The 25,409-nt window shown below is 39.9% G+C and carries 17 protein-coding genes; 15 read left to right on the forward strand and 2 right to left on the reverse strand.

Annotated features, from left to right (window positions below):
* Positions 1–525: 525 nt before the first annotated feature.
* The 6 genes from GO621_RS02630 to GO621_RS02655 all read left to right on the forward strand — a co-directional run bounded on the left by GO621_RS02630 (position 526) and on the right by GO621_RS02655 (position 8,501).
* Positions 526–1,233 carry a FadR/GntR family transcriptional regulator gene (locus tag GO621_RS02630; protein ID WP_157563927.1) on the forward strand — a complete coding sequence of 236 codons (708 nt, stop codon included), beginning with the start codon at positions 526–528 and terminating at the stop codon, positions 1,231–1,233.
* An 832-nt stretch (positions 1,234–2,065) separates the two neighbouring features.
* A complete protein-coding gene (locus GO621_RS02635; RefSeq protein ID WP_157563929.1) occupies positions 2,066–4,666 on the forward strand; it encodes a family 20 glycosylhydrolase in 2,601 nt (866 codons plus the stop codon).
* A gap of 133 nt (positions 4,667–4,799) precedes the next feature.
* Positions 4,800–5,195, forward strand: a complete 396-nt coding sequence (locus tag GO621_RS02640; protein WP_157563931.1) for a hypothetical protein — start codon at positions 4,800–4,802, stop codon at positions 5,193–5,195.
* Between the two features lie 74 nt (positions 5,196–5,269).
* Positions 5,270–5,671, forward strand: coding sequence for a hypothetical protein (locus tag GO621_RS02645; RefSeq protein ID WP_157563933.1), 402 nt, complete (start codon positions 5,270–5,272; stop codon positions 5,669–5,671).
* A gap of 1,098 nt (positions 5,672–6,769) precedes the next feature.
* Positions 6,770–7,171, forward strand: a complete 402-nt coding sequence (locus GO621_RS02650; RefSeq protein ID WP_157563935.1) for a hypothetical protein — start codon at positions 6,770–6,772, stop codon at positions 7,169–7,171.
* Between the two features lie 760 nt (positions 7,172–7,931).
* Positions 7,932–8,501, forward strand: coding sequence for a hypothetical protein (locus GO621_RS02655; RefSeq protein ID WP_198170104.1), 570 nt, complete (start codon positions 7,932–7,934; stop codon positions 8,499–8,501).
* 271 nt (positions 8,502–8,772) lie between these two features.
* On the opposite strand, the gene GO621_RS02660 is transcribed toward GO621_RS02655, so the two are convergent.
* Together GO621_RS02660 and GO621_RS02665 are read right to left on the reverse strand one after the other, a co-directional pair.
* Positions 8,773–8,943, reverse strand: coding sequence for a hypothetical protein (locus GO621_RS02660; protein WP_157563938.1), 171 nt, complete (start codon positions 8,941–8,943; stop codon positions 8,773–8,775).
* A gap of 3 nt (positions 8,944–8,946) precedes the next feature.
* A complete protein-coding gene (locus GO621_RS02665) occupies positions 8,947–9,471 on the reverse strand; it encodes a hypothetical protein (protein WP_157563940.1) in 525 nt (174 codons plus the stop codon).
* Positions 9,472–9,971: 500 nt separating this feature from the next.
* Between GO621_RS02665 and GO621_RS02670 the strand changes: the two genes are divergently transcribed.
* The 9 genes from GO621_RS02670 (at position 9,972) to GO621_RS02710 (ending at position 25,379) form a co-directional block, all read left to right on the forward strand.
* Positions 9,972–13,277, forward strand: a complete 3,306-nt coding sequence (locus GO621_RS02670; RefSeq protein ID WP_157563943.1) for a SusC/RagA family TonB-linked outer membrane protein — start codon at positions 9,972–9,974, stop codon at positions 13,275–13,277.
* 19 nt (positions 13,278–13,296) lie between these two features.
* Positions 13,297–14,841, forward strand: a complete 1,545-nt coding sequence (gene nanU / locus GO621_RS02675; protein ID WP_157563945.1) for a SusD family outer membrane lipoprotein NanU — start codon at positions 13,297–13,299, stop codon at positions 14,839–14,841.
* Between the two features lie 240 nt (positions 14,842–15,081).
* The gene (locus GO621_RS02680; protein WP_157563947.1) at positions 15,082–16,023 is read left to right on the forward strand and encodes a dihydrodipicolinate synthase family protein; all 942 of its coding nucleotides are present in this window, start codon (positions 15,082–15,084) and stop codon (positions 16,021–16,023) included.
* 439 nt (positions 16,024–16,462) lie between these two features.
* On the forward strand, positions 16,463–17,623 hold the full coding sequence (locus tag GO621_RS02685) for a Kelch repeat-containing protein (RefSeq protein ID WP_198170105.1): 1,161 nt from the start codon (positions 16,463–16,465) through the stop codon (positions 17,621–17,623).
* The gene (locus GO621_RS02690) at positions 17,620–18,864 is read left to right on the forward strand and encodes an MFS transporter (RefSeq protein ID WP_232335570.1); all 1,245 of its coding nucleotides are present in this window, start codon (positions 17,620–17,622) and stop codon (positions 18,862–18,864) included. The genes GO621_RS02685 and GO621_RS02690 overlap by 4 nt, the downstream gene beginning before the upstream one ends.
* A 330-nt stretch (positions 18,865–19,194) precedes the next feature.
* Positions 19,195–20,763, forward strand: a complete 1,569-nt coding sequence (locus tag GO621_RS02695; protein ID WP_157563952.1) for a sialidase family protein — start codon at positions 19,195–19,197, stop codon at positions 20,761–20,763.
* Positions 20,764–20,777: 14 nt separating this feature from the next.
* Positions 20,778–22,850 (forward strand): GDSL-type esterase/lipase family protein, encoded by a 2,073-nt coding sequence (locus GO621_RS02700; protein ID WP_157563953.1) that lies wholly within the window; start codon positions 20,778–20,780, stop codon positions 22,848–22,850.
* 172 nt (positions 22,851–23,022) lie between these two features.
* Positions 23,023–24,204, forward strand: a complete 1,182-nt coding sequence (locus GO621_RS02705; protein ID WP_157563955.1) for an AGE family epimerase/isomerase — start codon at positions 23,023–23,025, stop codon at positions 24,202–24,204.
* Positions 24,201–25,379, forward strand: coding sequence for a sialidase family protein (locus tag GO621_RS02710; RefSeq protein WP_157563957.1), 1,179 nt, complete (start codon positions 24,201–24,203; stop codon positions 25,377–25,379). Before GO621_RS02705 ends, GO621_RS02710 begins: the two co-directional genes overlap by 4 nt.
* Positions 25,380–25,409 lie beyond the last annotated feature (30 nt).

A 25,409-nucleotide genomic window follows, 5' to 3' on the forward strand; every position in this document is an offset into this window, starting at 1 on the left:
TTTTTATTTACTTAACTGGATTAAAGTTGGGCAACAAAAACAGTAAAAACAAAACAAATAACTGATAATCAGTAGGTTGGGTAAAGTTTAGCCTATTTCAATCAATTTGAAATAAAAACTTTCGATTCCCCTACGGGCTACTAACTAAAGGGATTTTGTCCGGAAAACACTAAGGGCTGTTCTACAAAGAGCAGCCCTTCTTTTATCTACAGTTAAGAAGTAATTAATTAAGGCAAAAGCAGGATTGATGGAAGGTGTTCTAAATACCCGGAATTAGTGTATTGATTTTCGCTAACCTCTCTCCAAATCAAACTTGCCAAGGTGTTTTCAAAATGCTTTGATATTTTGCTTTAAGTATATTAATCAAACATCAAAGTTTAAATGAGGTTAAGTATTATGTAATACATGATCGCTTTAACTAATTATATATATTTTTGGCAAATTTTATACTATATATATTGCTTATAGCAACTCTATTTTAAAAGCGATAAATAATTATAGTATTTGAAACTATATATTTTATATATGAAAAATAACGATCTGATAGATAGCTTAAGAAATATTGATACCAGTTCGCTTGTAGATCGAGTGGAAAAAAACCTTCTTGAACTTTTTATAGAAAAAAATTTTAAAGTCGGCGATGCTATCCCAAAAGAGCTTGAACTAACAGAAGCTATGGGCGTTAGCCGCACGGTAATCCGTGAAGCCCTGCTTCGCCTGCGCATGATCGGTCTAATCGAATCTAAAAAGCACAAAGGTTCTGTCATCACCAGCCCTGATCTTACTTCCATTCTTCAGAAAAGCCTGAAACCACAGATCATGGACGATGATACCCTGCGGGAAATATTTGAAATGCGCCTTTCCCTGGAAATAGGAATGGCAGATTTTATTATACAGCGTGTAACGCCTAAAGACATTGCAGAATTAAAATCAATTGTAGCATCAGAACCGAAGAAATCGCAGAACCATTTGTTCCAGATCGAACAAGAGATCAAGTTTCATGGGAAATTGTATGATATCACCGGCAACCAAACCCTAAAAAACTTTCAAAAAATGTTGTTGCCGGTTTTTGATTATGTCCATCACAGCGGGCTGCTTAAAAAACATATTGCCCTGAAAAACTTTGTTTCTCATAAAGGGCTGGTTGAACTGATCGAAAAAGGCTCTGCAGAATTGCTCCGTAACGGAATTCGGAACCACCTTGAAAATCATTTTTCCCGTTTGTTCGATTAACATAAATCTTATTGACTGTTTAAGGGAATGTTTAAAATTTATTCCATAATTCTTTGTATGCTTCTTTTTTTGACTAAAGCCGCTACCGGTGTTTATACAACCCACGGCCTGAAGGCCGTGGCAATTTTAAAGCTTGGTTTTACGACAGATCTTGGTTTACTAATGCTGAATTGGCCTTGTGCGACAGAACGTCCAATTATGTTCAAATGCAGTTGCCACGCCCTTTAGGCCGTGGACAAAGGATAACCGGAAACAGGTTTTAGCCAAAAAAACCAAAAAACTTAAAAAAATATAGCATAAAAGGGGCATCAAACAAAAGGGCAAAACTTAAACAGGCTCTGAATTATTAAGCATGCTTCTTTTATCGTACAAAAAACAGCAAATGCTTTTATAACAGGTTGAAAAACAAAATGCAAAATTATAGGCATAAAAGAAGCATTATCAATTCTCACATAGAAATTGTTTAAACTTTAGGGCCCAGTTTAAATTGGTACAAGATCCTTCGATATGCTTAGGATTGGTGCCATGCTTCTTTTACCGGGTAAAAATTGGTGTCTGTATTTACTCAATCAAAAAAACAATGGTTAACATTTTTTACCTTGTAAAAGAAGCATCAACCCAAAAAAGAGAGGAAAAAAGTTTAAACAACTTCTATATAAATTAAACAGGCCATGCTTTAGCATTCAATTTTCTAAGAGAAATAATATTTTTTAATATGTAATACATAATACTAAAATATTAATTTAGCAGCTCTTGTTATAAATCTAACCTGACTGATCCCATAAACATCAGCTGGAAAATTAGTTTGCGTGCCGCATTTTATTTTATCGATATGAAAAAGCTTGTTTTTTATACATTATTGCTGTTAACCACTGCTGTATCTGCCCAGATAAAAACACAAGGGAAGAACGATGGTGCTTTTCCTACCTTTTATCAGCAACGGTCATCGCTTTTCAGGTTATTGCCGCAAACAAAAGGTGATATTATTTTTTTGGGGAACAGCATTACCAACGGAAGCGAGTGGGACGAGCTTTTTGCTGATCCTCGTATCAAAAACAGAGGGATAAGCGGTGATGTTACGGCTGGTGTTTTAAACCGCCTCGACGAAGTTACCGAAAGGAAACCGGCTAAAATATTTCTCCTGATCGGTATCAATGACCTTTCTGCCGGCACTGCTCCGGATACTGTGGCCAAAAACATTTTCCTGATTGCTAAAAAAGTAAGCGGGCAAACGCCAACTACGCAATTGTATGTTCAAAGTTTGCTGCCCGTTAACAATACCCTGAACAAGTTTCCTACCCATGTGAACAAAGGCGAACAGATCAAGCGGGTTAACCAGTTGCTGCGTAGCAACGCTGCTTTATATCATTACACTTTTGTTGATCTTTTCCCTTCATTTTGTAACGCCGAAGGGAAATTAGATACGCTTTATACCAACGATGGCCTGCATCAAAAAGGGGCAGGTTATATGCTGTGGAAGCATCTGGTCTATCCTTTGGTTTATGATCTTCAAAATAAACCCTCGCTCATACCTTTACCACAATCGCTAAAATGGAATGAAGGTTACTTCCAATTATACAATTGTAAAACAATAGTGGTAAAAGAAGCATCATTACAAAAAGAAGCACTGCGCCTGCAGCAAAAACTGCTTCAAAAAGGATTGATCGTAAGCATAGGCCGCGCAGCAAAAAACAACGAGCCTTTTATCGAATTGCGTCTGGCCAAAACCGATGCGCCCCAGTTAAAAGAGGAAGCTTACCATTTAGAAGTTTCCGGTCAGCGGGTTTTGCTTAATGCCAATACTGCCCATGGAATATTTAACGGTCTGCAAACCCTGGAACAACTGATGCGCGACAATACCATGATCGATGCCTGCACCATAACCGACTGGCCTGCTTTTGCCTGGCGTGGTTATATGGTTGATGTTGGAAGGAACTTCCAGTCGGTAGATCTGCTGAAGCAGCAGATCGAAATCATGGGCCGCTATAAACTTAATATTTTTCATTTTCACCTCACAGAAGATATTGCCTGGCGGCTGGCCATTAAACAATATCCGCAATTAACAGCAGCGGAAAATATGCAGCGCAACAAAGGTGAATATTATACAGAAGAAGAGCTGAAAGACCTAATCTTGTTTTGTAAAGAACGGTACATTACGCTTATCCCCGAAATAGATATGCCTGGCCATAGTGCTGCTTTTACCAGGGCTTTTGGTATAAGCATGCAAAGTGATTCGGGCATGGTTATCGTTAAGAACATTTTAAAGGAGGTTTGCGAAACCTACGATGTGCCTTATATTCATATCGGCGCGGACGAGGTTAGGATCAGCAATAAAAATTTCGTTCCGGAAGTTACGGCTTATATTGAAAAGCTGGGCAAAAAGGTGATCGGCTGGCAGCCCGGAGGCAATTTTACCAACACCACTATCCGGCAAATGTGGATGGACGACAATGGGAAAATAGAAAATAACTCTGAAATCAGGTATATCGATTCGCGGCATTTGTACCTCAACCACATGGACCCTTTAGAGAGCGTGGTCACTATTTTTAACCGGGAAATTGGCAATAAGCAAAAAGGCGACAGCAGGGCTTTGGGCGGTATTATTTGCGTTTGGCCCGACAGGAGAATTGAGAACGAGGCGGATAATCTGCGCACCAATCCGGTTTACCCGGCTATGCTTGCGTTTGCAGAACGAAGCTGGCGCGGAGGCGGAATACCCGGCTGGACAGCAAAGATAGGAAGCCCGGGCAGTGAAAACGCCAAACAGTTTGCTGAGTTTGAAGACCGCCTGATGGACCAGAAACAAGAATATTTCCGCCGCCTTCCTTTTCCTTATGTGGCGCAAGCTTCCCTTAACTGGAAACTGTACGGGCCTTATGAGAATAACGGAGACCTTTCCAAAACATTTGCCCCGGAGGATAAAAACTTCAGCCTCAATAGTGCAACACCTGTTGTACAGGCAGTTGGAGGAACAATCGTGCTGCGGCATTGGTGGTATCCGTTAATTAGCGGGGTGATCGAAAAACCAGCGGAAAACACCACCTGGTATGCCAGCACAAGCATTTGGAGCGAGGATAACCACGTGCAGGATTTCTGGATCGGGTTTAACAACCTTTCCCGTTCTACCGCTACGGATTCGCCTAAATGGGGCACCTGGAACGATTTGCAAAGTGAAGTCTGGGTAAACGGAAAATTAATACCGCCGCCGCACTGGAAAAGGGGAGGGCAAAAAGGCAATTCCGAAACTCCGCTGACAGACGAAGGCTATGAATACCGCGAGCCAACAAAAATAACTCTGCAAAAAGGGTGGAACCAGGTATTGATTAAAGCGCCCGTGGGCAGCTTTAAAGGCAAAGACTGGCAAAACCCCGTAAAATGGATGTTTACTTTTATAACTGTTCCGGCTGGTTATTTGGGTTGGGCCGCAAACTAAGCTTCCTGATTTCTGATGCTTCTTTTATCACCTAAAAATCATCAGGTTCCCAGGCTTTTCTTCAGGATGCAAACACCAATTTTTAGGTGGTAAAAGAAGCATGGCATGGCTTTCTTAACCAAAAACAACAGCAATGGAAACTAAACCTAAGTTCTTCTTCGATTATATTTATTACCGAATGACCAAAGCATATTTTAAATGGGATGGAAGGACTGGCGGTACAGCAATTGTGGCCATAATGATGATTCAAATGTTATATATAATAGACGTTTTGGTTTTTATCCTGCGAGTATTTTATACCCGTAACCAGTTAAAAGATTTTAATAATTATGGTAAAGGATTTATAATAATAATAGCTTTTATTCTTCTAATATACAACTACAGAAAATATAATGGCAGTTATAATAAACTGCGTTACTATTGGAAAGATGAAAGCAGAACCATGAGGGTATATAAAGGATTATTGGTAATTGTTTCTCTTATATTGCCCTGGGCGCCGTTAATACTGATGGGTATGTTTTGGAAATAAAGGCATCTCACTTGTATCATGAATCACACATTGGTACCACTTGAATAATATGAATATGCAAGAGACCATTAATTATGATAAAAAGATTTATTGAAACACTTTACAAAGTAATGTTTAATCATTTTCTAAAAATAGATGGTGCAAAAGGAAAGCCGTCTCTAATAGCTTGTTGTGCAACAGCATTGTTTATAAATCTATTTATGTTAAATATAAGCTGTGTTTTTAGTGTAATGCTAAACATTCCTGTTAAGGCAAATTATAACAAATTAGAAATTAACCTGTTTGTGCTGACTACATTTGGCCTTACCTATTTGCTTCTGTTTTCTGTTTTTCAATTTAAAAAAGTAGGTGATGGCGCTGATGGTTTTTTTATAATAACAGAACGTACTAAAAAAATAATCTGGTTAGTATTTTGGGGAAACTTGGTTTTAATGTTTGTATTAGCTTTATTTCGAAAATATTACTTTCATTTATAAGTGATAGTTAGATTTCCACAAAAGCAGTGGTTGTTTATAACTATAAACGATCATTAATTAACGGTGAAACAGGAGATTGCAATTTATGTATAAACTATTTTATATCATCTACAACTCCTACTACAAACATGGAAAATATAAAAATGACGTTCCATCGTTAACAGTTGGTGGGATATTTTGCATATTCTTTTTTAGTGTCCTGTTATCAGTAAATTGTATAATCGAGTGGATGTTCCAAGTAAATTATAGCTTGTCAAAACTTGACAGGTTCAATTCTTTTTTACTTGTTATTGCATTGGGTTTTATGGTTTACTTTGCTTTTTATCATCACAAAAAATATCAGAAAATATATGAAAGGTATAAAGCAGATCTTTTCTTAAACAGTAAATATGGCCAATATATTGGTTTTATAATTGTATTTATGGTTATTTTATCCCCTGTATTTCTTGCATTGATCCGTAACAAGATTAATAGAGGTCATTGGTATTAATAAGCAAAATTTGAAAATGAAGTACTTTAATTGTATTAAGAATTTTCACATTTGTACTACCTGAATTATGTGAACAGGCAAGCGACAATTAATTTATGATAATAAAGAAGTTTATTGGAACACTTTATAAAGTGACTTTTAATGCTTATGCAAAGGGGAATAATGAAAAAAATCCTTATTTATTCGCTTGGTTACTAACATCGTTATTTATTGCAGTATTATTAGTTAATCTGATCGGTAATTAGTATCGTTTTAAATACTAAAATTAAACTTAATTTTGGCGGCTTAGGCACTTGCGTTTTATTTAGTGTTATAATATATCTTACTCATATATTCCTGTTTAATATTCTTAATTTAAAAAAGATTGGGGATAATACGAACCGATATTTTTTAGTTTCTGCACGCACTGCTAAAATAATTGGGTCAGTGTATATCATCAATTTTGTGTTAGCTTTTATTCTTCCTGTTTTAAAAAAGTATTACTTTCATTTATGATTATGGATTATATTTCGGCAAAAAACAACAGTTAATTTTAATATTGTCGATTTGTATTACAAAATGACGTATTTGTACTGCTTGAATTATTAATAGTATGCAGGCCATTAACTATGATAAAAAGATTTATTGGAACACTTTACAAAGTAATGTTTAATTATCATTTAAAAATAGATGGTGCAAAAGTGAATCCGGCCCTGATGGCTTGTTGTGCAACAGCATTGTTTATAAATTTATTTGCTTTAAATTTAGTCACTATCTTTAGTATAATCATAAACACTCCTATTAGAGTCTATTACAATAAATTAGAAAATATACTATTAGTTCTCGCAACATTTGGCCTTACCTATGTACTTTTATTTTCTGTTTTAAAATTTAAGAAAATAGGTGATGGCGCTAAAGGTTTTTTTGCAATTACAGAACGTACTAAAAAAATAATTTGGTTAGTATTTTGGGGAAACATGGTTTTAATGTTTGTATCAGGGTTATTTCGAAAATATTATTTTAATCTATAATTGGTGTTAGCTTTCGGCAAAGAGCAGCGGTTACTTTTAACCATGATAGTTAGGAGTAGGCCATTAAATTAATTTTAATGTTTTAAGCAATGTTAATAAAAAGGTACATCGAGATTTATTATAAAGTGATATTTAATCATGTACTAAAGAAACATGGTTTAATAATAAACCCCAGTTTAGCGGCCAGTTGTTTAATATCGATTTCTACACTAATGTTTACAATAAGTTTGGTAAATATATATTGTATGATTATGAAAATTCCAATCAATTTTCATAGTAATACAATGGAAAATTACGCTTTCACATTTATATTATTTTTTTTTATGTATCTGCTTTTGTTTTCTGTTTTTAAATTTAAAAAGGCAGGTGAAGGCGTAGATAAATCTTTTATGATTACTACATATGAAAAAAAAATTGTCTGGATTTTCTATTATAGCAATTTTATAATATGCCTTCTGCTAATTTTATTGCGGAAGTTCTATTTTAATTTATAAGAATTACATTACTTTTAACCAAAGTAAAATATTGACTTGGTTCGTGTCTATCATGCTGTAAATTCTAAAGAAAGGAAACCAATAATATAAATCATTCCTTGGAAAAAACATATAATACCCAAAGATATTTGAGTGGGAAAGCAACTTTGTGGGCATTTGCAATGTTCATATTCCTTTCATCCCTGTTAATCTTTATAGCTCTGATTTTTAAAGTTGGCGGTTCTTTTGTATTTATTGGATATGCTTTTTTATGCATTGTACCTTTTATGTTTTTACAAAGATTTAGGAAAATATTTACCAGAAATGTTATTGTGGAATTTAATAGTCAGTCGTTTTTAATTAAAGAATATGCTTTGAAGAGGGGCGATTTAATGCATGAATTCAATTGCCGGTGGGATGATATTAAATATTACAAATGTACTTTCAGCAGCAATAAATACACTTCCATCAGTATTTATCTGAAAGATGGTGTAAATAAGAATTACGTGTTTAAAGACAATAAGGCAGAAAATGAAGCAATACAGGAAGAAAGTATTTTCAGTATCTTTTATTCATATATCAGCCGATATAATACTGACAAAACTTTTAATGAAAGAATTTTTCTTTCTCCATCATTTTTAGTTACAAGGCTTGGGACAATTTGTATAATTCTTCTTGCTATTCTGGGCATTGCTTCAGTCCTGTTTCAATTCTTGTATGCAGGTAAACTTTTGCCTCTTTCATCATTAATGGGTTTTAGTATGCTCTTGCAATTGATTATCAGGCGCGGGAACTATAAAAAGACATATAATAATATCATGAAATTGGATAATGATATTCATGAAAGTCATTCATAATATTGATTAAAAGCGATAGTATCAAAAAAGTACAGATTAGAAGTTTCTAATCATGATTGTAGTAACTATTGGCAAGGGCTTTTGCGAAGAACTGGCATTTGAAAAACTTTTGCCAAAACCAAAGTTAAATTTATAATCAAATGCTGATGCTTCTTTTACCAGCTAAATTTTAATCTGTCAAGCTGGAACTAAAGCAAAATAGCAAACAAAAGTTGATGTTTAATTCCATCAGCCAGTTTTGTGCCAAACTTATGTGGCTGTTCGTGCTTTATCAGACATGTTGCGATTTTTTGTTTGTTCGTAAACTAGCTTTGTCTTTACGCTTAGCATTTTTTGCTTTAATGCCTTGCATGATTTTTCGAAAATCTGAGAGATCTTGCTCTGACCATGGTTCAGACTTGGTTGACAAGTCAACGTCTATCGGTTCTCTTATTAATCCCATAGTTTAGTTTTTAAAATATTGTGAAATAAGCCTTAAAACAGCCTTTGTTTCAATAAACATTCTTATTCCGCGAAAATGTGTTGCAAAAAGTGATTGTTCATAATGTTTGATCAGTGCTGTTTTTGCATCAAAAGCAATAAAGCCCTCGTAACCTTTGTTAACAGATACTTTACAAGCGTAAGCAACCAAATTTCCAGGAACGCCAAGATAAACTTTATTTTTGCCTTTGTTAAATTTTGAACTTTCGATTAAGTGCATAAATATGTGGTCTGTTTTATCTTCAATGCTTAAAAGTCCCTGAATGATTGTAGGATTGTTTATAGTTGTCAACTTAAAAACTTCCTTGTTTTCATGTTTAAGTTCTTTGTGCCAATCAAACTGCCAATCTGCTTTTTTGATCTGCCTGCTATCTGTATGCGTAAGCCTAAAAATTTCTGTATCGAAAACCTCGCCAGTTAAAACATTTTCGATTGAATTTGTCAGCTTGTCAATCTCAAAGTCAAGTCCGGTATCTTTTTGCCTTTTCAATCTACTAATTTACAAATTTTAGATCAATCTTCTATACTCATTTGTCAGTTGTAAAGCATCGTTGTAGCATAATGCACAGCTCTTCGATTGCCGTAAGTGCCGTTAATACTAATACGCATCTTTTGAAAAGAAAGACAGGCATTTGCTTATCTAAAAGAAAAGTTCCAACTCCTATATAATAAAGCTATACTTCTTTTAGCTGGGTAAAATTAGTTTGCTATCCGATAGCTTTTCAACTTCGAATAACCCCCTGATTTTCATCCCCTAAAAGAAGCATATAGGGCAGGTTTGCCAGTAACAAAAAGAAGCTTTTACATTATCATCTCAATGTAATCCACATTTACAACCCTTTTTTGAGATTTTCGACTGCATTTTGCAAATGCAATCTTAAACAACTGATATTCAGCATAAAAAAATTAATGCAATTACTTGCATTTAATAATCTTATTTTCTTAATATTGCTTTATGTATGACATAATTAAATAGTCACCAATTATATTATGAACCTAAAATTTACTTTCTTCAAAACTTTGTTAACGGTGATAGGGGTAATGCTCTATACCGTTTTACATGCCCAAACGGGAACGGTTTCCGGTACGGTTACCGCAGAAAAAGACAAACAAACCCTTCCGGCCGTTTCTGTGGTGGTGAAGGGAAAACCAGGGGGCACACAAACCGGTTTGGACGGCACTTTTAAAGTCAAAGCCGACAAAGGGGATGTGCTGGTTTTTACTTCGATCGGTTTTGTAACCAAACAGGTAACCGTAGGAAGTTCCACCAATATTCAAGTGGCCCTGGCAGAAAGTTCCAACACTTTAAACGAAGTGGTAGTGGTTGGTTACGGCACGCAATCGCGCAGTACCGTAACCAGCGCTGTTGCCAAGCTGGATAACCAGGTGCTGGCCACTGCTCCGCGAGCAAACATTGGCAGCGCTTTACAGGGAACTATTTCTGGTGTCCAGGTGGTTAATTCCAGCGGTTCGCCGGGTTCATCTCCGTTAATTACCTTGCGTGGCGGCGCTTCTATCAGCAGTTCAACTGCTCCATTGGTAGTGGTTGATGGTATTATCAGATCATATAATGATATTCCGTCGGAGGATATTGCTTCAATCGATGTTTTAAAAGATGCTGCTGCAACGGCTATTTACGGTGCAAGGGCCAATAACGGCGTTATCCTGATCACGACCAAGCAGGGCAAATCAGGTGTTTCTCAAATTTCCTATAAATTTACCGAAGGCTATAACAAGCAAAGGGATAATTACCATTACCTGGATGCCGGCGATTTTATTTATTATAACCGGCTGGGCAACATCAATTCCGGCAGGACATTGGCCCAAATTAACGCCAGCCGAGGTTATGGCTTGTTAACGGATGCCGCTAACGCAGCTTCTTTTGATATTAAGGCAGAAACGCCAGCAAATATCGGACTTTTACAGCAGGGATGGCAGGATATCGACGATCCGGCAAATCCGGGGAGTAAAATCATCTACAAAGACCATGGCCAGCAGATCCAGAACTTACTATTCAGGAACTCCCATACGCAGGACCATTATTTAAGCGCTACCGGCGGCAATGATAAAGGCAGATATTTTAGCAGCCTGGATTATTATAATGAGGACGGTGTAATTATCGGTTCCAATTACAACCGTTACTCCGGAACACTCAATGGCTCTTATAAAGTAAAACCTAACATCGAAGTATCTTCCGGGGCCACGTTCAGCACTTCGTCCCAATTAGGCGTAGTAGGTAGTTCTGAAATAAATACGCTCTATCGTAATTTAGCTTTATGGCCAACTTTTAACCCCTGGCTGGATGCGGCAGATACCCAGCCTAACCCGGGTAATGGTGTTACGGATGGTAACCCTTTATATTGGCTGAACAAGCTTAAAAGAAGCAACGAGGTTGACAGGATAACAGCTAATGCAGCAGTTAAATGGGATATCCGCCCCGACTTATACCTGCGTGTATCCGGTAGCGGTTATTTGTATCAAACGGTAAACCAGTCTTTCCAGCAGGCAACCCAAACTTATACCCAAATTTTCGCTGCCGTGCCATCATTTAGTACCAGCAGGGAATCGTATAACCAGTATTACAGAACTTTCCAGCAAACTTATGATGCCATTTTAAATTATACCAAAGATTTTGGAAAGCATCATATCACCGCCTTGCTTGGTGCAGAATATTATGATCAGACAGCTTTAACTATTCAGGTTGATGGTACTAATGCGCCTACAGACGCTATCCCGACAGCAAATGCTTCAACAACATTTAATGTGGGTGCTAATACAAGTTCGCAATCAGAAAACCGTATTATATCCTCTTTTACCCGGGTAGGATATGATTATGACCGGAAATATCTTTTCAATTTTGTATTAAGGGAAGACGGCGTATCTCAATTAGCGTTTCAGAAAAGGTTAGGTTTTTTCCCGGGTATATCTGCCGGATGGGATGTGGTGAGAGAAAATTTCTTTGAAAATTCCGGTATCAGTAAAGTGGTATCTACCTTGAAACCACGAGTAAGTTATGGTACAAACGGTAATATTGCCGGTTTGGGCAATTATGATGTGCAGGGCGTTTATAGTTCTCAGACATTATATAATGGTTTGGGAACTTTCTTAAACACTGGTTTAACCAACAATAATTTGGTTTGGGAAAAAAGCAGGACTACAGATGTAGGTGCTGATATTGGCTTTTTTAAAGACAGGATCAGTTTGATATTTGATTATTACAACCGCATCACCAGCGATCTGCTAACTAACTTATCTTTACCAAGCTACACCGGCTTTTCTACCTTAAAAACCAACTTAGGTACTTTACAGAACAGAGGGGTTGAGTTTACACTGAATGGCAATATCATCAATAACCCTAAAGGCTTTCGTTTAAGCGCAGGTGTAACGGCATCTTATGTAAGGAACAAAGTTTTGAAACTGCCTTATAATGGAAATGTTAATAACAGGCAGGGCGGCTTGCAGGTTTATGACCCTAAATCCGGACAGGTGATTTATGTTGGGGGTTTGCAGGAAGGCCAGGAACCGGGCCAGATCTACGGTTATAAACAAGTGTCTATTTTTAAAGATGCAGCAGATGTGGCAGCGGTAGCAGGTAACCGGATTGATAATGTAGCCAATATTACCGGGCCAAACTTGCCTGCAGGAAAAGGCGGCCATATTACGCCAGGTGATGTGAACTGGCTGGATGTGGATAAAAATGATACCATCGACTCAAGGGACCAGGTTTACTTAGGCAATATCAACCCGAGATGGCAGGGCGGTTTCAATATCAATGTTGCCTATAAAGCCCTCTCTTTATACACCCGCTTCCAGTACAATACCGGTAATACCATTTATAATGACCTGGTTGCCCGTACTTTAGGTAATTACCAGGGAACGTTTAATTATATCGACCTGATTAAACAGGCATGGTCCCCAACAAACACTGTCACAGATATACCCAAAGTGTATTATGCTGATCAGGTGGTGGGCTCCAAGCAAAACTATACCCGGGGCAATAATGGCACCGCTACTTTAAATGGCAATAACTCTAATTTTTACGAAAGCGGCAATTACCTGGCCTGCCGGGAAATTACCTTGTCTTATGATTTCCCCAAAAATCTTTTGGGTAAAACTAAATTCCTGTCGGGGGCCAGGATCTACGTCAGCGGCGAGAACTTGTTTTACCTGAAAAAATTCAGCGGTCCAACACCAGAAGCTCCTATTGATCCAAGTACCGGGTTAATTAACGGGATCTATCAGGGGACTTATCCAACGCCAAAAAGTTTTGTATTTGGTATCCAGGCATCTTTTTAACTATTAAATTAAGCATTACATGAAAAAATATATAAGTTTAGTTTTATCAGGATTATGTATCCTGGTATTAACCAGTTCATGCAGGAAGCAATTAGACCTGGCACCTGTTAGCAGTGTGTCAGATGCTAATTTCTGGCAGACTGCAGATCAGTTTGACGCCTTTGTTGCCGGTGTACACACGCAGTTCAGGTCAAATAATTCAGCCTTCCAGACTTTGGGTGAAATGCGTGCAGATATTTTTGCTACTGACCCAGGCACCAATGGTACTTTTACCGGAGAGGCCACTCAGGGACTGGAACGTTTATGGACACAAAATTTAAATCTGGATAACCCAGGTATAAGTAGTTTTGGTGGATTTTACTATAACATCAATCAGCTTAACCTGCTCATATCTAAATTAAATGCTACTTCGGTTGTTACGACTGCCAATAAAAATTATTACCTGGGAATAGCGTATGGCATGAGGGCATTTTACTATTATCAGTTATATAGGTCCTGGGGCTCAGTTATCATTCAGACAGATCCAACATCAGGGTCAACTTTAGATATATCTTCCCTGGCAAAAGCTGCTTCCCCTGCTGATGCAGTAATGGCTTTGATCAAAGCGGATATTGACAAATCCATCAACAGTTTCGGTCCTGATTATTCGTTCCGTAACCTGAAAGGGTACTGGTCAAAATCAGCAACCCTAATGCTTAAGGCTGATGTTTACTTGTGGACCGGAAACAGGAGCGGAGGCATAGCAGATGTTACCATAGCAAAAGCTGCTTTAACAGATATCCAGACCAACGTTCCGTCGCTGCAATTGTTGCCTTCTTTTAGCAATGTGTTTGCTTCAACAAATAAAGGGAACAATGAGATGATATTTGTAAGTCATTACCAGTTGAACGAAGCCACCATGGGTTTTGTACAAACCAGCTTTGTTCCACAAACCAGTTTGATCGTCAATTTTTATGATTCTCTTGCCAACCGGCAATTTAATGCTACTACTGATAATTGGGGCGGTCTGCTAAGGGCGCCTGTAAAAATCTCCACCTTCCGGCAGTTCAAAAGTACCGATACCCGTACCTTGGCCAGTATTCAGCCAGCCTATTCAAAATTAAGCAACGGTACTTATAAAATTGCAGGCTGCTTTACCGATAAGTACCAGGGCGAACAAAATGCCGGTACAAGACAGATCACCAATGATTTTCCAATCTACCGTTATGCAGACCTGCTTTTGATGATGGCAGAAGCGAAAGTAGCTTTAGGCCAGGACCCCTCAACCGAGATCAATTTAGTGCGGGCAAGGGCTTACGGTACAAATTATAACGCTGCTACATTGGGTTTCCCCAACCAGCCCATCGATGCCAACCCACGGGAAGCCATTTTGCAGGAGCGTTTTTATGAGTTTGTTTTTGAAGGCAAGCGCTGGTACGATCTGAGAAGGGCCGGCGACAATTATGTTTATGAACATACCACTTTACTGCCCTCACAAGCCTATGCCCTGTTATGGCCTATCGACCGCGGTTCACTTACCAATAACAGGTTGTTGGTGCAAACCCCGGGATATGCCCAGTTTTAAATGATGATTCACTTAGCAAAAGATTTTTTAAAAAAGTCAATTATCTTCATGCTTCTTTTATCACCTAAAAATCATCAAGCTTCATTCGCTTTTTTACAGCCGACAGCTCCCTCTCCTCTGGAGAGGGCCGGGCTGAGGCTAATTTTACAGGGGTAAAAGAAGCATTACGGTTTATAAAACATACATTTCATATTATCAATTCGGACAAGTAAAATGTCCTCCAACTAAAATAGCTAATACATGAAATTTGAACATTTACAGGGATTGTTATCAGCCCCTTTTAGTCCCTTTGATAAAGAAGGAGGACTTCATGTTGAACAGATACCGGCTTATTATTCTTTTTTAAAGCAGAACGGGGTTACAGGTGCTTTTATCAATGGTTCAACCGGCGAGGGCGTTTCGCTAAGCATGAACGAAAAAAAGAAAATTGCAGAAGCCTGGGCAGCCTGCTCCAACCATGATCCGGAATTTAAAGTGATGGCCTTTTTGGGCGGCACTTGTCTGACCGATTGTATAGAACTGGCTAAACATGCACAGCAGATCGGCTTGTATGCGGTATCTTTTACCGGCCCGTTTTATTTTAAGCCGGCAAATGTTAAAATGCTTGCCCAAGCCTGCATCGAAGTGGCCAACGCCGTACCCGACATGCCTTTTTATTACTATCATATTCCTGTGTTGACCGGTGTGGGATATGCCATGTTTGATCTTTTAAAAGAAATAGACGGAAAACTGCCCAACTTTGCCGGGGTAAAATACACGCACGAGGATTTTATGGATTTTCAAAGCTGTATGACTTTTCAAAATGGTAAATACGATATGCTTTGGGGCCGCGATGAAAACATGCTTTCGGCATTGGTGCTGGGTGCAAAGGGAGCGGTTGGAAGTACATTTAATTATGCGGCGCCGCTTTATTATGAATTGATCGAAGCCTTCAATACTAATGATCTGGTAAAAGCCCGCCAGCTTCAGCAAAAAGCTATCGATATGATCCGTTTATTAGGCAAATATGGCGGAATCTCTGTCGGTAAAGCCTACATGAAACTGGTAGACATCGATTGCGGCGAATTCAGGCTTCCGGTTGTTAACATGAGTGCCGAGCAATTTGAAAATTTTCAAGCAGACGTACAGGAACTGGGATTTGAAAGCTTTAAATCGCGGACTGAGGCAAGGGTGGAAAGGTAAAAGGCGGAAAGGTGAAGGGTGGAAAGGTGAAAAGGTAGTCGCCATGCTTCCCCCCTTTGAAGGGGGTTAGGGGGATGACCTGACCTGATAAAAGAGCTTATTTAAATTAGCAGCTGGCCATGCTTCTTTTACCCTATAAAAATTGATGTTTGATTTATATTTCTATAATTATAGGTTTTTGCTTGTGCTGGTTGACCGGGTTAATTTACAAACACACCCCTAACCTTTCTCAAGAAGGGAAGCATAGTTTGCTACTTTTCTATCGTTTAGAAAGGCCTGCGCCAGGTTTCCCTTCTTGAGAGAGGTTAGGGGTATGTCCTTATCAATGTTTTTGTGAAGAGATGGTCCCGATCAATATTTTTACCTCCTAAAAGAAGCATGAAAAATAAGCCGGTACAAATTCAAATAGCTTCCAAAAATGAAAAATAAAGCGTTTCTAATGATTTCAATCTATACGGTCCTGGTTTCCTGTAATCCCGTTACCAATACAAAAGACAACAAAATCACCTGGGCTACCGTGGCAAAACTGCCTGTTGTTGCCGGGATGCAAAAGCAATTAGGTGTGGCAGGTGTATTTACCGGCGTGAGTAACGATGTATTGTTAATTGCTGGCGGTTCAAACTTTGCAGATGGTGCCAAACCTTGGCAGGGAGGCAAAAAGCTCCACCGGGATGATATTTATATATTGAAAAAAGAGGCAGAAAACAAATTCTCCTGGCTTAAACCTCAGCCAGCACATCTCAAACAAAACGTAGCTTATGGCGCAAGCGTTACCCTGCCAGAAGGTGTAGTTTGTGCCGGCGGTGAAACAGACAAAGCAAACAGCAGCAGGGAAGTTTTTATGATGCAGTGGGATGCCTCAAAAAACGAAGTGTTGTTTAAAGAAATGCCTTCCCTGCCCATTCCGGTAGCTAATGCCTGTATGGCAAATATCGGCAGAACGATTTACCTAATCGGAGGGGAAAGCAACGGAAAGCCATCAGCCAAATGCTTCCTGCTCGATTTATCATCTGTGCATCCGCAATGGCAGCCTTTGCCCGACCTGCCCGTGGCCATGTCACACTCGGTTGCCGTAGCGCAATCGAACGGTAATCATTCCTGTATTTATGTGATTGGCGGACGAAGCAGCACGCCATCAGGTATCAGTGATCTGCACAATACCACCTTTTGCTATGATCCTACTTTGAAAAAATGGCTCCGGCTAAAAAGCGTGGGCGATGGAGAAAACATAACCAACCTGTCTGCAGCTACCGGAGTTTCCCATGGAAACGCTGATATCATCGTAATTGGCGGCGATAAGGGAAATGTATTTCACCAGATCGAAACCTACAACGCCAAGATAGAAAAGGCCCAAAATGAAACAGAAAAGCAAAAGCTGCAAAACGAAAAACTGGAGCTGCTGAACAACCACCAGGGATTTAGCAAGGATGTGTATCAGTACAATACCCTGACAGACACCTGGAAAAAGATCGGCGAACTGCCTTTTTACGGGCAGGTTACCACTACTGCCGTAAAGTGGGGAAATGATATTTTTATTCCCTGCGGGGAAATAAAACCAGGCGTACGTACAGAAAATGTGGTTCGGGGGGAATTTAAATGATGAAATATTCAAAAAATTATCCCTGGATTGTAGTAGGCCTCCTTTGGGGCGTGGCCTTGTTAAATTACATGGACAGGCAAATGCTGGCAACCATGAGGCCTGCCATGCAGATAGATATTGCAGAGTTAAAATCGGCAACGAACTTTGGTTATTTAATGGCCGTTTTTCTGTGGATATACGGTTTTGTAAGCCCTGTTTCCGGCGTTATTGCCGATAAATTTAACCGCAAGTGGCTGATCGTTTTTAGTTTGTTTGTTTGGTCTGCTGTTACTTTTGCCATGGGCTTTGCCAACACTTTTAACCAGATCTACTGGTTAAGGGCCATTATGGGCGTTAGCGAAGCCTTGTATATTCCAGCCGGCCTGTCTTTAATTGCTGATTATCATTCTTCTAAAACCAGGTCGCTTGCAATCGGCATCCACATGACGGGGCTTTATATGGGCCAGGCTTTGGGCGGTTTTGGTGCAACCGTAGCGGCATCATTTTCCTGGCAGGCCACTTTTCATTCTTTTGGAATAGTAGGTATTTTATACGCATTGATCCTGATCGCCCTTTTAAAAGAGAAAAAAGCCGCTGTAGAAACAACATCTTCAGATCAGTTTCTGGTCAAAGAAAAAACGCCATTGTTCAAAGGATTGGCGTTGTTGTTTACCAATATCTCCTTCTGGATCATCCTTTTTTACTTTGCCGTTCCAAGTTTACCGGGTTGGGCAACCAAAAACTGGCTGCCAACACTTTTTGCGCAAAACTTAAACATCCCCATGTCCCAGGCAGGCCCATTATCCACCATAACCATTGCAGCTTCTTCGTTTTTGGGTGTGTTGTTTGGGGGGATCTTATCCGACAGGTGGGTCCAAAAAAATATTAAAGGAAGGATCTACACCAGCGCCATTGGCCTGGCCTTAACCATACCTTCCTTACTGCTGATCGGTTTTGGCCATACACTTTTCCACGTGATGGGCGCTGCCCTTTGTTTTGGCCTGGGTTACGGCATATTTGATGCGAACAATATGCCTATTCTCTGTCAGTTTGTTTCTGCAAAATACAGAGCAACTGCTTACGGGATCATGAACATGACGGGTGTGTTCTTCGGTGCTTTTATTACCGACCTGTTAGGAAAATCCAGCGATGCCGGGCATTTGGGAAAAGATTTTGCCATGTTAGCCGGAATTGTTTTGGTTGCCCTGGCCGTTCAATTGTATTTTTTAAACCCGAAACAGAATGATTTTGCAGATGCGTAAGCAAAACATTCTTTTAGCTTAGGTAACATAATTTAAAATATATCAGGTTCTGTCTAAATTTAGCTCAATACGATTATATGCTTCTTTTATCGGGTAAAAATCATGGTCCTTTGGCCATTACGTTTTAAAGGGGCATTATATCAACAGTACTCATTTTTTAGGCGATAAAAGAAGCATTGCGTTTTTCTGAATAAATTTAAACAGGCAATTGCCAATTGTGTAAAATGAATTTTAACTATTTAAACATATTGAGCTTTTTTATCCTCCCAATAACCACTTAATGTAGAGGATTGCCTAATTCCAACTGATCAGTATAAATAGAAGAACAAAATGAAACTAAAAAGATATATCAGCACTGTAATACTTCTGATTTTATTGTCAACTACGGGCTGTACCCCTAAAATCTACAATAATAAAAGCGCCGGTGCCATAAAAGTTTTAGCTGTGCCTACTGTCAACCCCATCTTTAAAAGGATAGACAACAACCCGTACCTGCGTATTGAAATTGATATTCCCCAGGGAAATAAGGAACTGGATTTTCAACAGTTCGGAGGAACCATCAATCCGGAGGCGATAAAAGACGTTTCCAGGCTGGAGTTGTATTTGGGCAATGAAAACGCTGAATTTACTACTGACAAATTGCTCGGAAGTACTGTGCCATCATCAAAAAAATTCAATATCCGATTCAATATTAGACTAAGCCCGGGCAGGCATATTTTATGGCTTAGTGTCAATTTAAAAGATGATGCCAATATTGATGATAAACTCACTATAAAAGCTGATCAGCTAATCGGTTCGAAAGGGCTTGTTTACAAAGTTTTGCAACCAAAAACAACCGATCGGTACCTGGGTATTGCGCTGCGTAAGCCTTATGATGAAAATGTACATACCTACCGTATTCCCGGTATAGTTACCACTGATAAAGGAACATTGATTGCTGTTTATGACATCCGTTATGATAATGACAGAGACCTGCCAGGCAATATTGATGTAGGGATGAGCAGAAGTACAGACGGCGGTAAAAATTGGGAATCCATGAAAAACATTATTGATATGGGCGGCCCTAAAGACAACAGTGGCGCCGGCGATCCTTCGGTATTGTTCGATCCTGTTACCAGAACGATATGGGTTGTTGCCTTATGGAGCAAAGGGAACCACTCAATTGCAGGCTCTGGCCCTGGCCTTACACCCGACGAAACCGGGCAAATTGTTATTACCAGCAGTACCGATGATGGCATAACCTGGGCTAAACCTTACAGTATTACTGCTCAGGTTAAAAATCCGGAATGGAAGATATTCTTTCAGGGGCCCGGAAATGGAATAGCTATGCAAGATGGCAAAATTGTTTTCCCTGCCCAATATTGGGATGCAAAAAAAGTGCCTTATTCTACACTGATATACAGCGGCGATCATGGCAAAAGCTGGAAAAGCGGAATTGGTGCAAAATCAAACACCACCGAAGCCCAACTGGTTGAAACCACTCCCGGAACCCTAATGCTAAACATGAGAGACAACAGAGGAGGGTTCAGGAGCGTGGCCACTACTAAAGATATGGGCCAAAGCTGGACCGAACATGCCACTTCCCGCAGTGCTTTACCTGATCCGGTTTGTATGGCAAGTTTAATTAAAGCAAACGTAAATGTTCAGGGATCAGCTAAGGACCTGCTATTCTTCAGTAACCTCAATACTTCTAAAGCCCCAAGGGAACATACAACAATTAAGGCCAGTTTGGACCTGGGCGAGACCTGGCAGCCGAATAACCAGTTGTTCTTAGATGAACGGAAATCCTATGGTTATTCTGATCTTACCAGAATAGATAAAAACACTTTGGGAATATTGTATGAAGGAATAAGAAGTCTTCTTTTTGTGAGAATTCCTGTAAAGGACATTGTTAAATAAAGACTTTAACTCCTATGTTTAAAAAGAAGACCATTATAGCTTTTTTTGCAATGTTGCTGCAGCTATCGGTTACGGCACAGTCTGTAAAGGTAGCTTGCATTGGCAATTCGGTAACATATGGTTATGGCTTAAAAAATCCCGCCGGGGAATCTTATCCTGCACAACTTCAGCAAATGCTGGGAAATGCTTATCAGGTTAAAAACTTTGGGCATAGCGGCGCTACATTATTAAAAAAAGGGCATAATCCCTATTATAAAACTAAAGAGTTTACAGAAGCGATTACTTTCAAACCTGATATTGCCATTATCCATTTGGGTTTAAATGACACTGATCCCAGGGATTGGCCTGATTACAAAGGTGATTTTGAGGCTGATTATACCACACTGCTGGAAACTTTTAGAAAAGCAAATCCATCTGTTAAGCTATATGTTTGCCGGATGACGCCTATTTTCAGTGGGCACCCGCGTTTTAAATCGGGTACACGGGATTGGTATTGGCAGATACAAGCTTGCATTTCATCAGTTGCAAAAGCAAATCATGCGCAGCTCATTGACCTCAACATACCTTTACACAACCGGCCGGATCTGTTCGCTGATAATTTGCATCCCAATGGAGAAGGCGCCGGCATTATCGCCAAAACAGTTTATCAGAGCGTGACCGGTGATTTTGGCGGATTAAAACTTCCTTCTGTTTTTAACAACCACATGGTTTTGCAGCGGCTGAAACCTATTCCTGTATATGGCAGTGCAAACGCAGGCGATGAGGTAGAAGTTACTTTTAACCATCGAAAATTAGTTGTCAGCGCTGGTCAAAACGGGCAATGGAAAGTTTTATTCCCGGCAATGCCTACGGGCGGCCCTTATGAACTAAAAGTGCAGACAAAAAAGGCGTCCATTTTATTAACTGATATTTTAATGGGAGATGTATGGCTATGTTCAGGGCAATCGAACATGGCTTTCCCGTTAAAAAATGCGGCGACGGGAAAATCAGAATTAGAGAATGCATCCAAAAGCCCTTCTTTAAGATTGTTCAAGCTGAACTCCTTGAGTGAAACTGATAATTCGGCTTGGGATTCAGTAACCTTAGCTAAAACAAATGAGTTAAAATTCTTTTCAGGAAGCTGGCAGCGAAATACGGCCGCTTCTGCAGCTGATTTTACAGCTGTCGGCTACTATTTTGGCAAAAGTATCTCACAGGAAGAAAAAGTACCCATCGGCTTAATTGAAGTTGCGGTAGGCGGCTCAACAACAGAATCGTGGATAGACCGGTTTACGATGGAGCAGGATAATTTACTGGTAGATGAATTGTCTAACTGGCGCAGATCTGATTTTATACAGCAGTGGGCAAGGGAACGGGCAGATGTAAACCTGAAAAATGCCGCCAATCCTAAACAACGGCATCCTTACGGGCCGTGTTACAACTACGAGGCCGGTATCGATTCACTCATACAGTTTCCAATTAAGGGAGTGATCTGGTATCAGGGGGAAAGCAATGCGCAGAACGTTGAATTGCACGAGCGGTTATTTACCACTTTAGTTAATAGCTGGCGGCAAAAATGGGGATATAACTTCCCGTTTTATTTCGTGCAGTTAAGCAGTATCGACAGGCCATCCTGGCCTTACTTCAGGGATTCGCAACGCAAACTGCAACTCCAGATACAAAATACCGGCATGGCCGTAATTTCAGATTTGGGTGATTCCTTAAACGTTCATCCTACCCGAAAAAAGGAAGTAGGTGAACGCCTGGCACGTTTGGCGCTGCGCGATACTTATTATCAAAACATAGAAGCTAACGGGCCTGAAGTTATCAATGCACAGCAGAAGCAACGGGAGGTCATCGTTTCTTTTAACCATGCAAAACAATTGGCAACAAGCAATCAAAAGCCTGTGTTTGGGTTTGAAGTGGTTAACGATAAAGGGATACATATTCCGGTAAACGCAAGCATCATTAAAAATACGGTACACCTTGTTTTGCCCGTAGGAGAAAAAATAAAAGCCGTTTTATATGCCTGGCAGCCTTTTACACGCGCAAATTTAGTGAACGAGGTGTCGCTGCCGGCATCTACATTTTCTATACCCTTAAATTAAACCTGTTAAATTTATATCAACCTGTTTGCTATGCTTCTTTTATCACCTAAAAATCATCAAACCTTCAATACTTTTCCAAACGGCTCCCTCTCCTGTGGAGAGGGTTGGGGTGAGGCTAATTTTATAGTGGTAAAAGAAGCATGCTTCATCCTCAAACCATAATTAATTCAAAATGAGTTACACACCAACAGAAATAGAACAACTAAAAACGTTTTATGAGAACCAGCTGTTAAATGATACCGTTCCTTTTTGGTTCCCGCGGTCTATCGATCAAGAGTACGGAGGCTATTTGCTGATGCGCGATCAGGATGGAACGTTGCTGGACGATGATAAAGCAGTCTGGATTCAGGGACGTGCTGCCTGGCTTTTATCTACCTTGTACAACACAGTAGAGCCGAAGCAGGAATGGCTGGATGGCGCAAGGTCAGGCATTGTTTTTTTGTTGAACCATTGCTTCGATACAGACGGGCAAATGTTCTTCCACGTAACCCGCGACGGACAGCCTATTCGGAAACGCCGTTATTTCTTCTCCGAAACCTTTGCTGTTATTGCCATGGCTGCTTATGCAAAGGCCAGCGGCGACCAGGATATCGCACAAAAAGCCCGGGATTTATTTGGCCAATGTATCAGGTATGCAACGGTGCCGGGTTTGCTTCAGCCTAAATTTATGCCTACACGTCCTTCAAAAGGTATCGGTACGCCCATGATTATGATCAATACTGCCCAGCAGTTAAGGGAAACGATTGGCGATGACCGCTGCGATGAATACATCAGTAAATGGATCGATGAGATTGAACGTGATTTTGTAAAGCACGAGATACAATGCGTGATGGAACAGGTGGCGCCCGATGGAAGTATCATCGATCATATTGACGGCCGTACCTTAAATCCCGGCCATGCGATTGAAGGTGCCTGGTTTATTTTGCACGAAGCAAAACATCGGAACAATGATCCCCGCCTGATTGAACTGGGCTGCAAAATGCTCGATTATATGTGGGAACGGGGATGGGACAAAGAGCATGGCGGCATTTTATATTACCGGGATGTTTACGGAAAACCTGTACAGGAATACTGGCAGGACATGAAGTTCTGGTGGCCGCATAACGAGGTAATTATTGCAACACTTTTGGCTTATCTCATTACAGGTAACGAAAAATATAAGACTTGGCATAAAATGGTGCACGATTATGCCTACAAACATTTCCACGATCAGGAGCATGGCGAATGGTTTGGTTATCTGCACCGCGACGGCAGCCTGGCACAAACCGCTAAAGGCAATTTATTTAAAGGGCCCTTTCATTTGCCAAGGCAGGAATGGTATTGTTTACAAATTTTAAAAGAGATACCCGCATGAAAAATTTAAGCTTACTGGCGGTTATATTGTTAACTGCTTTAACCGGTTATACAAAACTGCAAGCCCAGGATATTCCTGTTTATACAGCCGGAACGGATGGCTTTAAAAGCTTCCGTATCCCTGCCATAACCAAATTGCCAAACGGGAACCTGCTGGCATTTTGCGAAGGGCGCGTTAACGGTTCGGGCGATTTCGGAAACGTAAAAATAGTGCTTAAAAGAAGCACCGATAACGGAAAAACCTGGGGTCCGTTAAAAGTAGTGGTATCAAACGATACTTTGCAGGCAGGCAATGCCTCGCCCGTGGTAGATCTGACAGACCCCGCTTTCCCTAAAGGAAGGATTTTTTTATTTTATAATACCGGCAATGTGCCCGAGAACAAAATCCGCCAGGGTTTAGGTTTACGGGAAGTTTGGTATAAAACTTCTGCAGATGGCGGACTTACGTGGTCAAACCCTGTTAATATCACTTTGCAGGTGCATAAGCCAAAACAGCCGCAGGTTAATCAAGCCTATAATTTTCAGGAAGATTGGAGGAGTTATGCCAACGGTCCGGGCCACGCGGTGCAATTTCCTTCGGGGAAATATAAAGGACGGATTTATGTTGCAGCTAATCATTCTGCAGGCGAACCAAAACCGCATTATGCAGATGGAAGGGCAAATGGCTTTTATACCGATGATCATGGAAAAACCTTTAAGTTAAGTGAGGATGTAACTACACCGGGCGGCAATGAATCCATGGCAACGGTATTGTCCGGAAATAAACTCATGATGAATATCCGCAATCAGTTAGGCAATATCAAAGCAAGGATAGTGGCCGTTAGCAGCAATGGCGGTAAAAGTTGGGACACGACCTACTTTGACCACCAGCTTCCCGATCCCGTTTGCCAGGGCAGTATCCTCACCATCGGGCAGTTTAAAGGAAAAAGCGTTGTGGCTTTTTGCAATGATGCTGATACTGTCAAACGAGATAATTTAACTTTGCGTATCAGCTTAGATGAAGGTAAAACCTGGGCGCTGAACAAAGTGATCGCAAAAAGCCCGGAGGGTTACAAAGGAGATTATAGTGCCTATTCTGACCTGGTTAAATTGTCGGATGCAGCAATTGGCGTTTTGTATGAAAAAGATAATTATAAAGAAATCGTATTTCAGGAATTTACCTGGAAAAACCGATGAAGGCACGCTGATTATTAAAGGAAAACAAAG

Origin of the sequence: Mucilaginibacter arboris (assembly GCF_009754915.1) — a bacterium.
Lineage (GTDB): Bacteria > Bacteroidota > Bacteroidia > Sphingobacteriales > Sphingobacteriaceae > Mucilaginibacter_A > Mucilaginibacter_A arboris.

Excerpts from the sequence above, each read along its gene's own strand:
- GO621_RS02690 (WP_232335570.1), top strand. The coding sequence starts at position 17,620 with ATGATGAAATATTCAAAAAATTATCCCTGGATTGTAGTAGGCCTCCTT.
- GO621_RS02655 (WP_198170104.1), top strand. The coding sequence starts at position 7,932 with ATGTTTTTACAAAGATTTAGGAAAATATTTACCAGAAATGTTATTGTG.
- GO621_RS02695 (WP_157563952.1), top strand. The coding sequence starts at position 19,195 with ATGAAACTAAAAAGATATATCAGCACTGTAATACTTCTGATTTTATTG.
- GO621_RS02670 (WP_157563943.1), top strand. The coding sequence starts at position 9,972 with ATGAACCTAAAATTTACTTTCTTCAAAACTTTGTTAACGGTGATAGGG.
- GO621_RS02650 (WP_157563935.1), top strand. The coding sequence starts at position 6,770 with ATGATAAAAAGATTTATTGGAACACTTTACAAAGTAATGTTTAATTAT.
- GO621_RS02710 (WP_157563957.1), top strand. The coding sequence starts at position 24,201 with ATGAAAAATTTAAGCTTACTGGCGGTTATATTGTTAACTGCTTTAACC.
- GO621_RS02685 (WP_198170105.1), top strand. The coding sequence starts at position 16,463 with ATGATTTCAATCTATACGGTCCTGGTTTCCTGTAATCCCGTTACCAAT.
- GO621_RS02700 (WP_157563953.1), top strand. The coding sequence starts at position 20,778 with ATGTTTAAAAAGAAGACCATTATAGCTTTTTTTGCAATGTTGCTGCAG.
- GO621_RS02635 (WP_157563929.1), top strand. The coding sequence starts at position 2,066 with ATGAAAAAGCTTGTTTTTTATACATTATTGCTGTTAACCACTGCTGTA.
- GO621_RS02705 (WP_157563955.1), top strand. The coding sequence starts at position 23,023 with ATGAGTTACACACCAACAGAAATAGAACAACTAAAAACGTTTTATGAG.
- GO621_RS02680 (WP_157563947.1), top strand. The coding sequence starts at position 15,082 with ATGAAATTTGAACATTTACAGGGATTGTTATCAGCCCCTTTTAGTCCC.
- GO621_RS02640 (WP_157563931.1), top strand. The coding sequence starts at position 4,800 with ATGGAAACTAAACCTAAGTTCTTCTTCGATTATATTTATTACCGAATG.
- GO621_RS02630 (WP_157563927.1), top strand. The coding sequence starts at position 526 with ATGAAAAATAACGATCTGATAGATAGCTTAAGAAATATTGATACCAGT.
- GO621_RS02660 (WP_157563938.1), bottom strand. The coding sequence starts at position 8,943 with ATGGGATTAATAAGAGAACCGATAGACGTTGACTTGTCAACCAAGTCT.
- nanU (WP_157563945.1), top strand. The coding sequence starts at position 13,297 with ATGAAAAAATATATAAGTTTAGTTTTATCAGGATTATGTATCCTGGTA.
- GO621_RS02645 (WP_157563933.1), top strand. The coding sequence starts at position 5,270 with ATGATAAAAAGATTTATTGAAACACTTTACAAAGTAATGTTTAATCAT.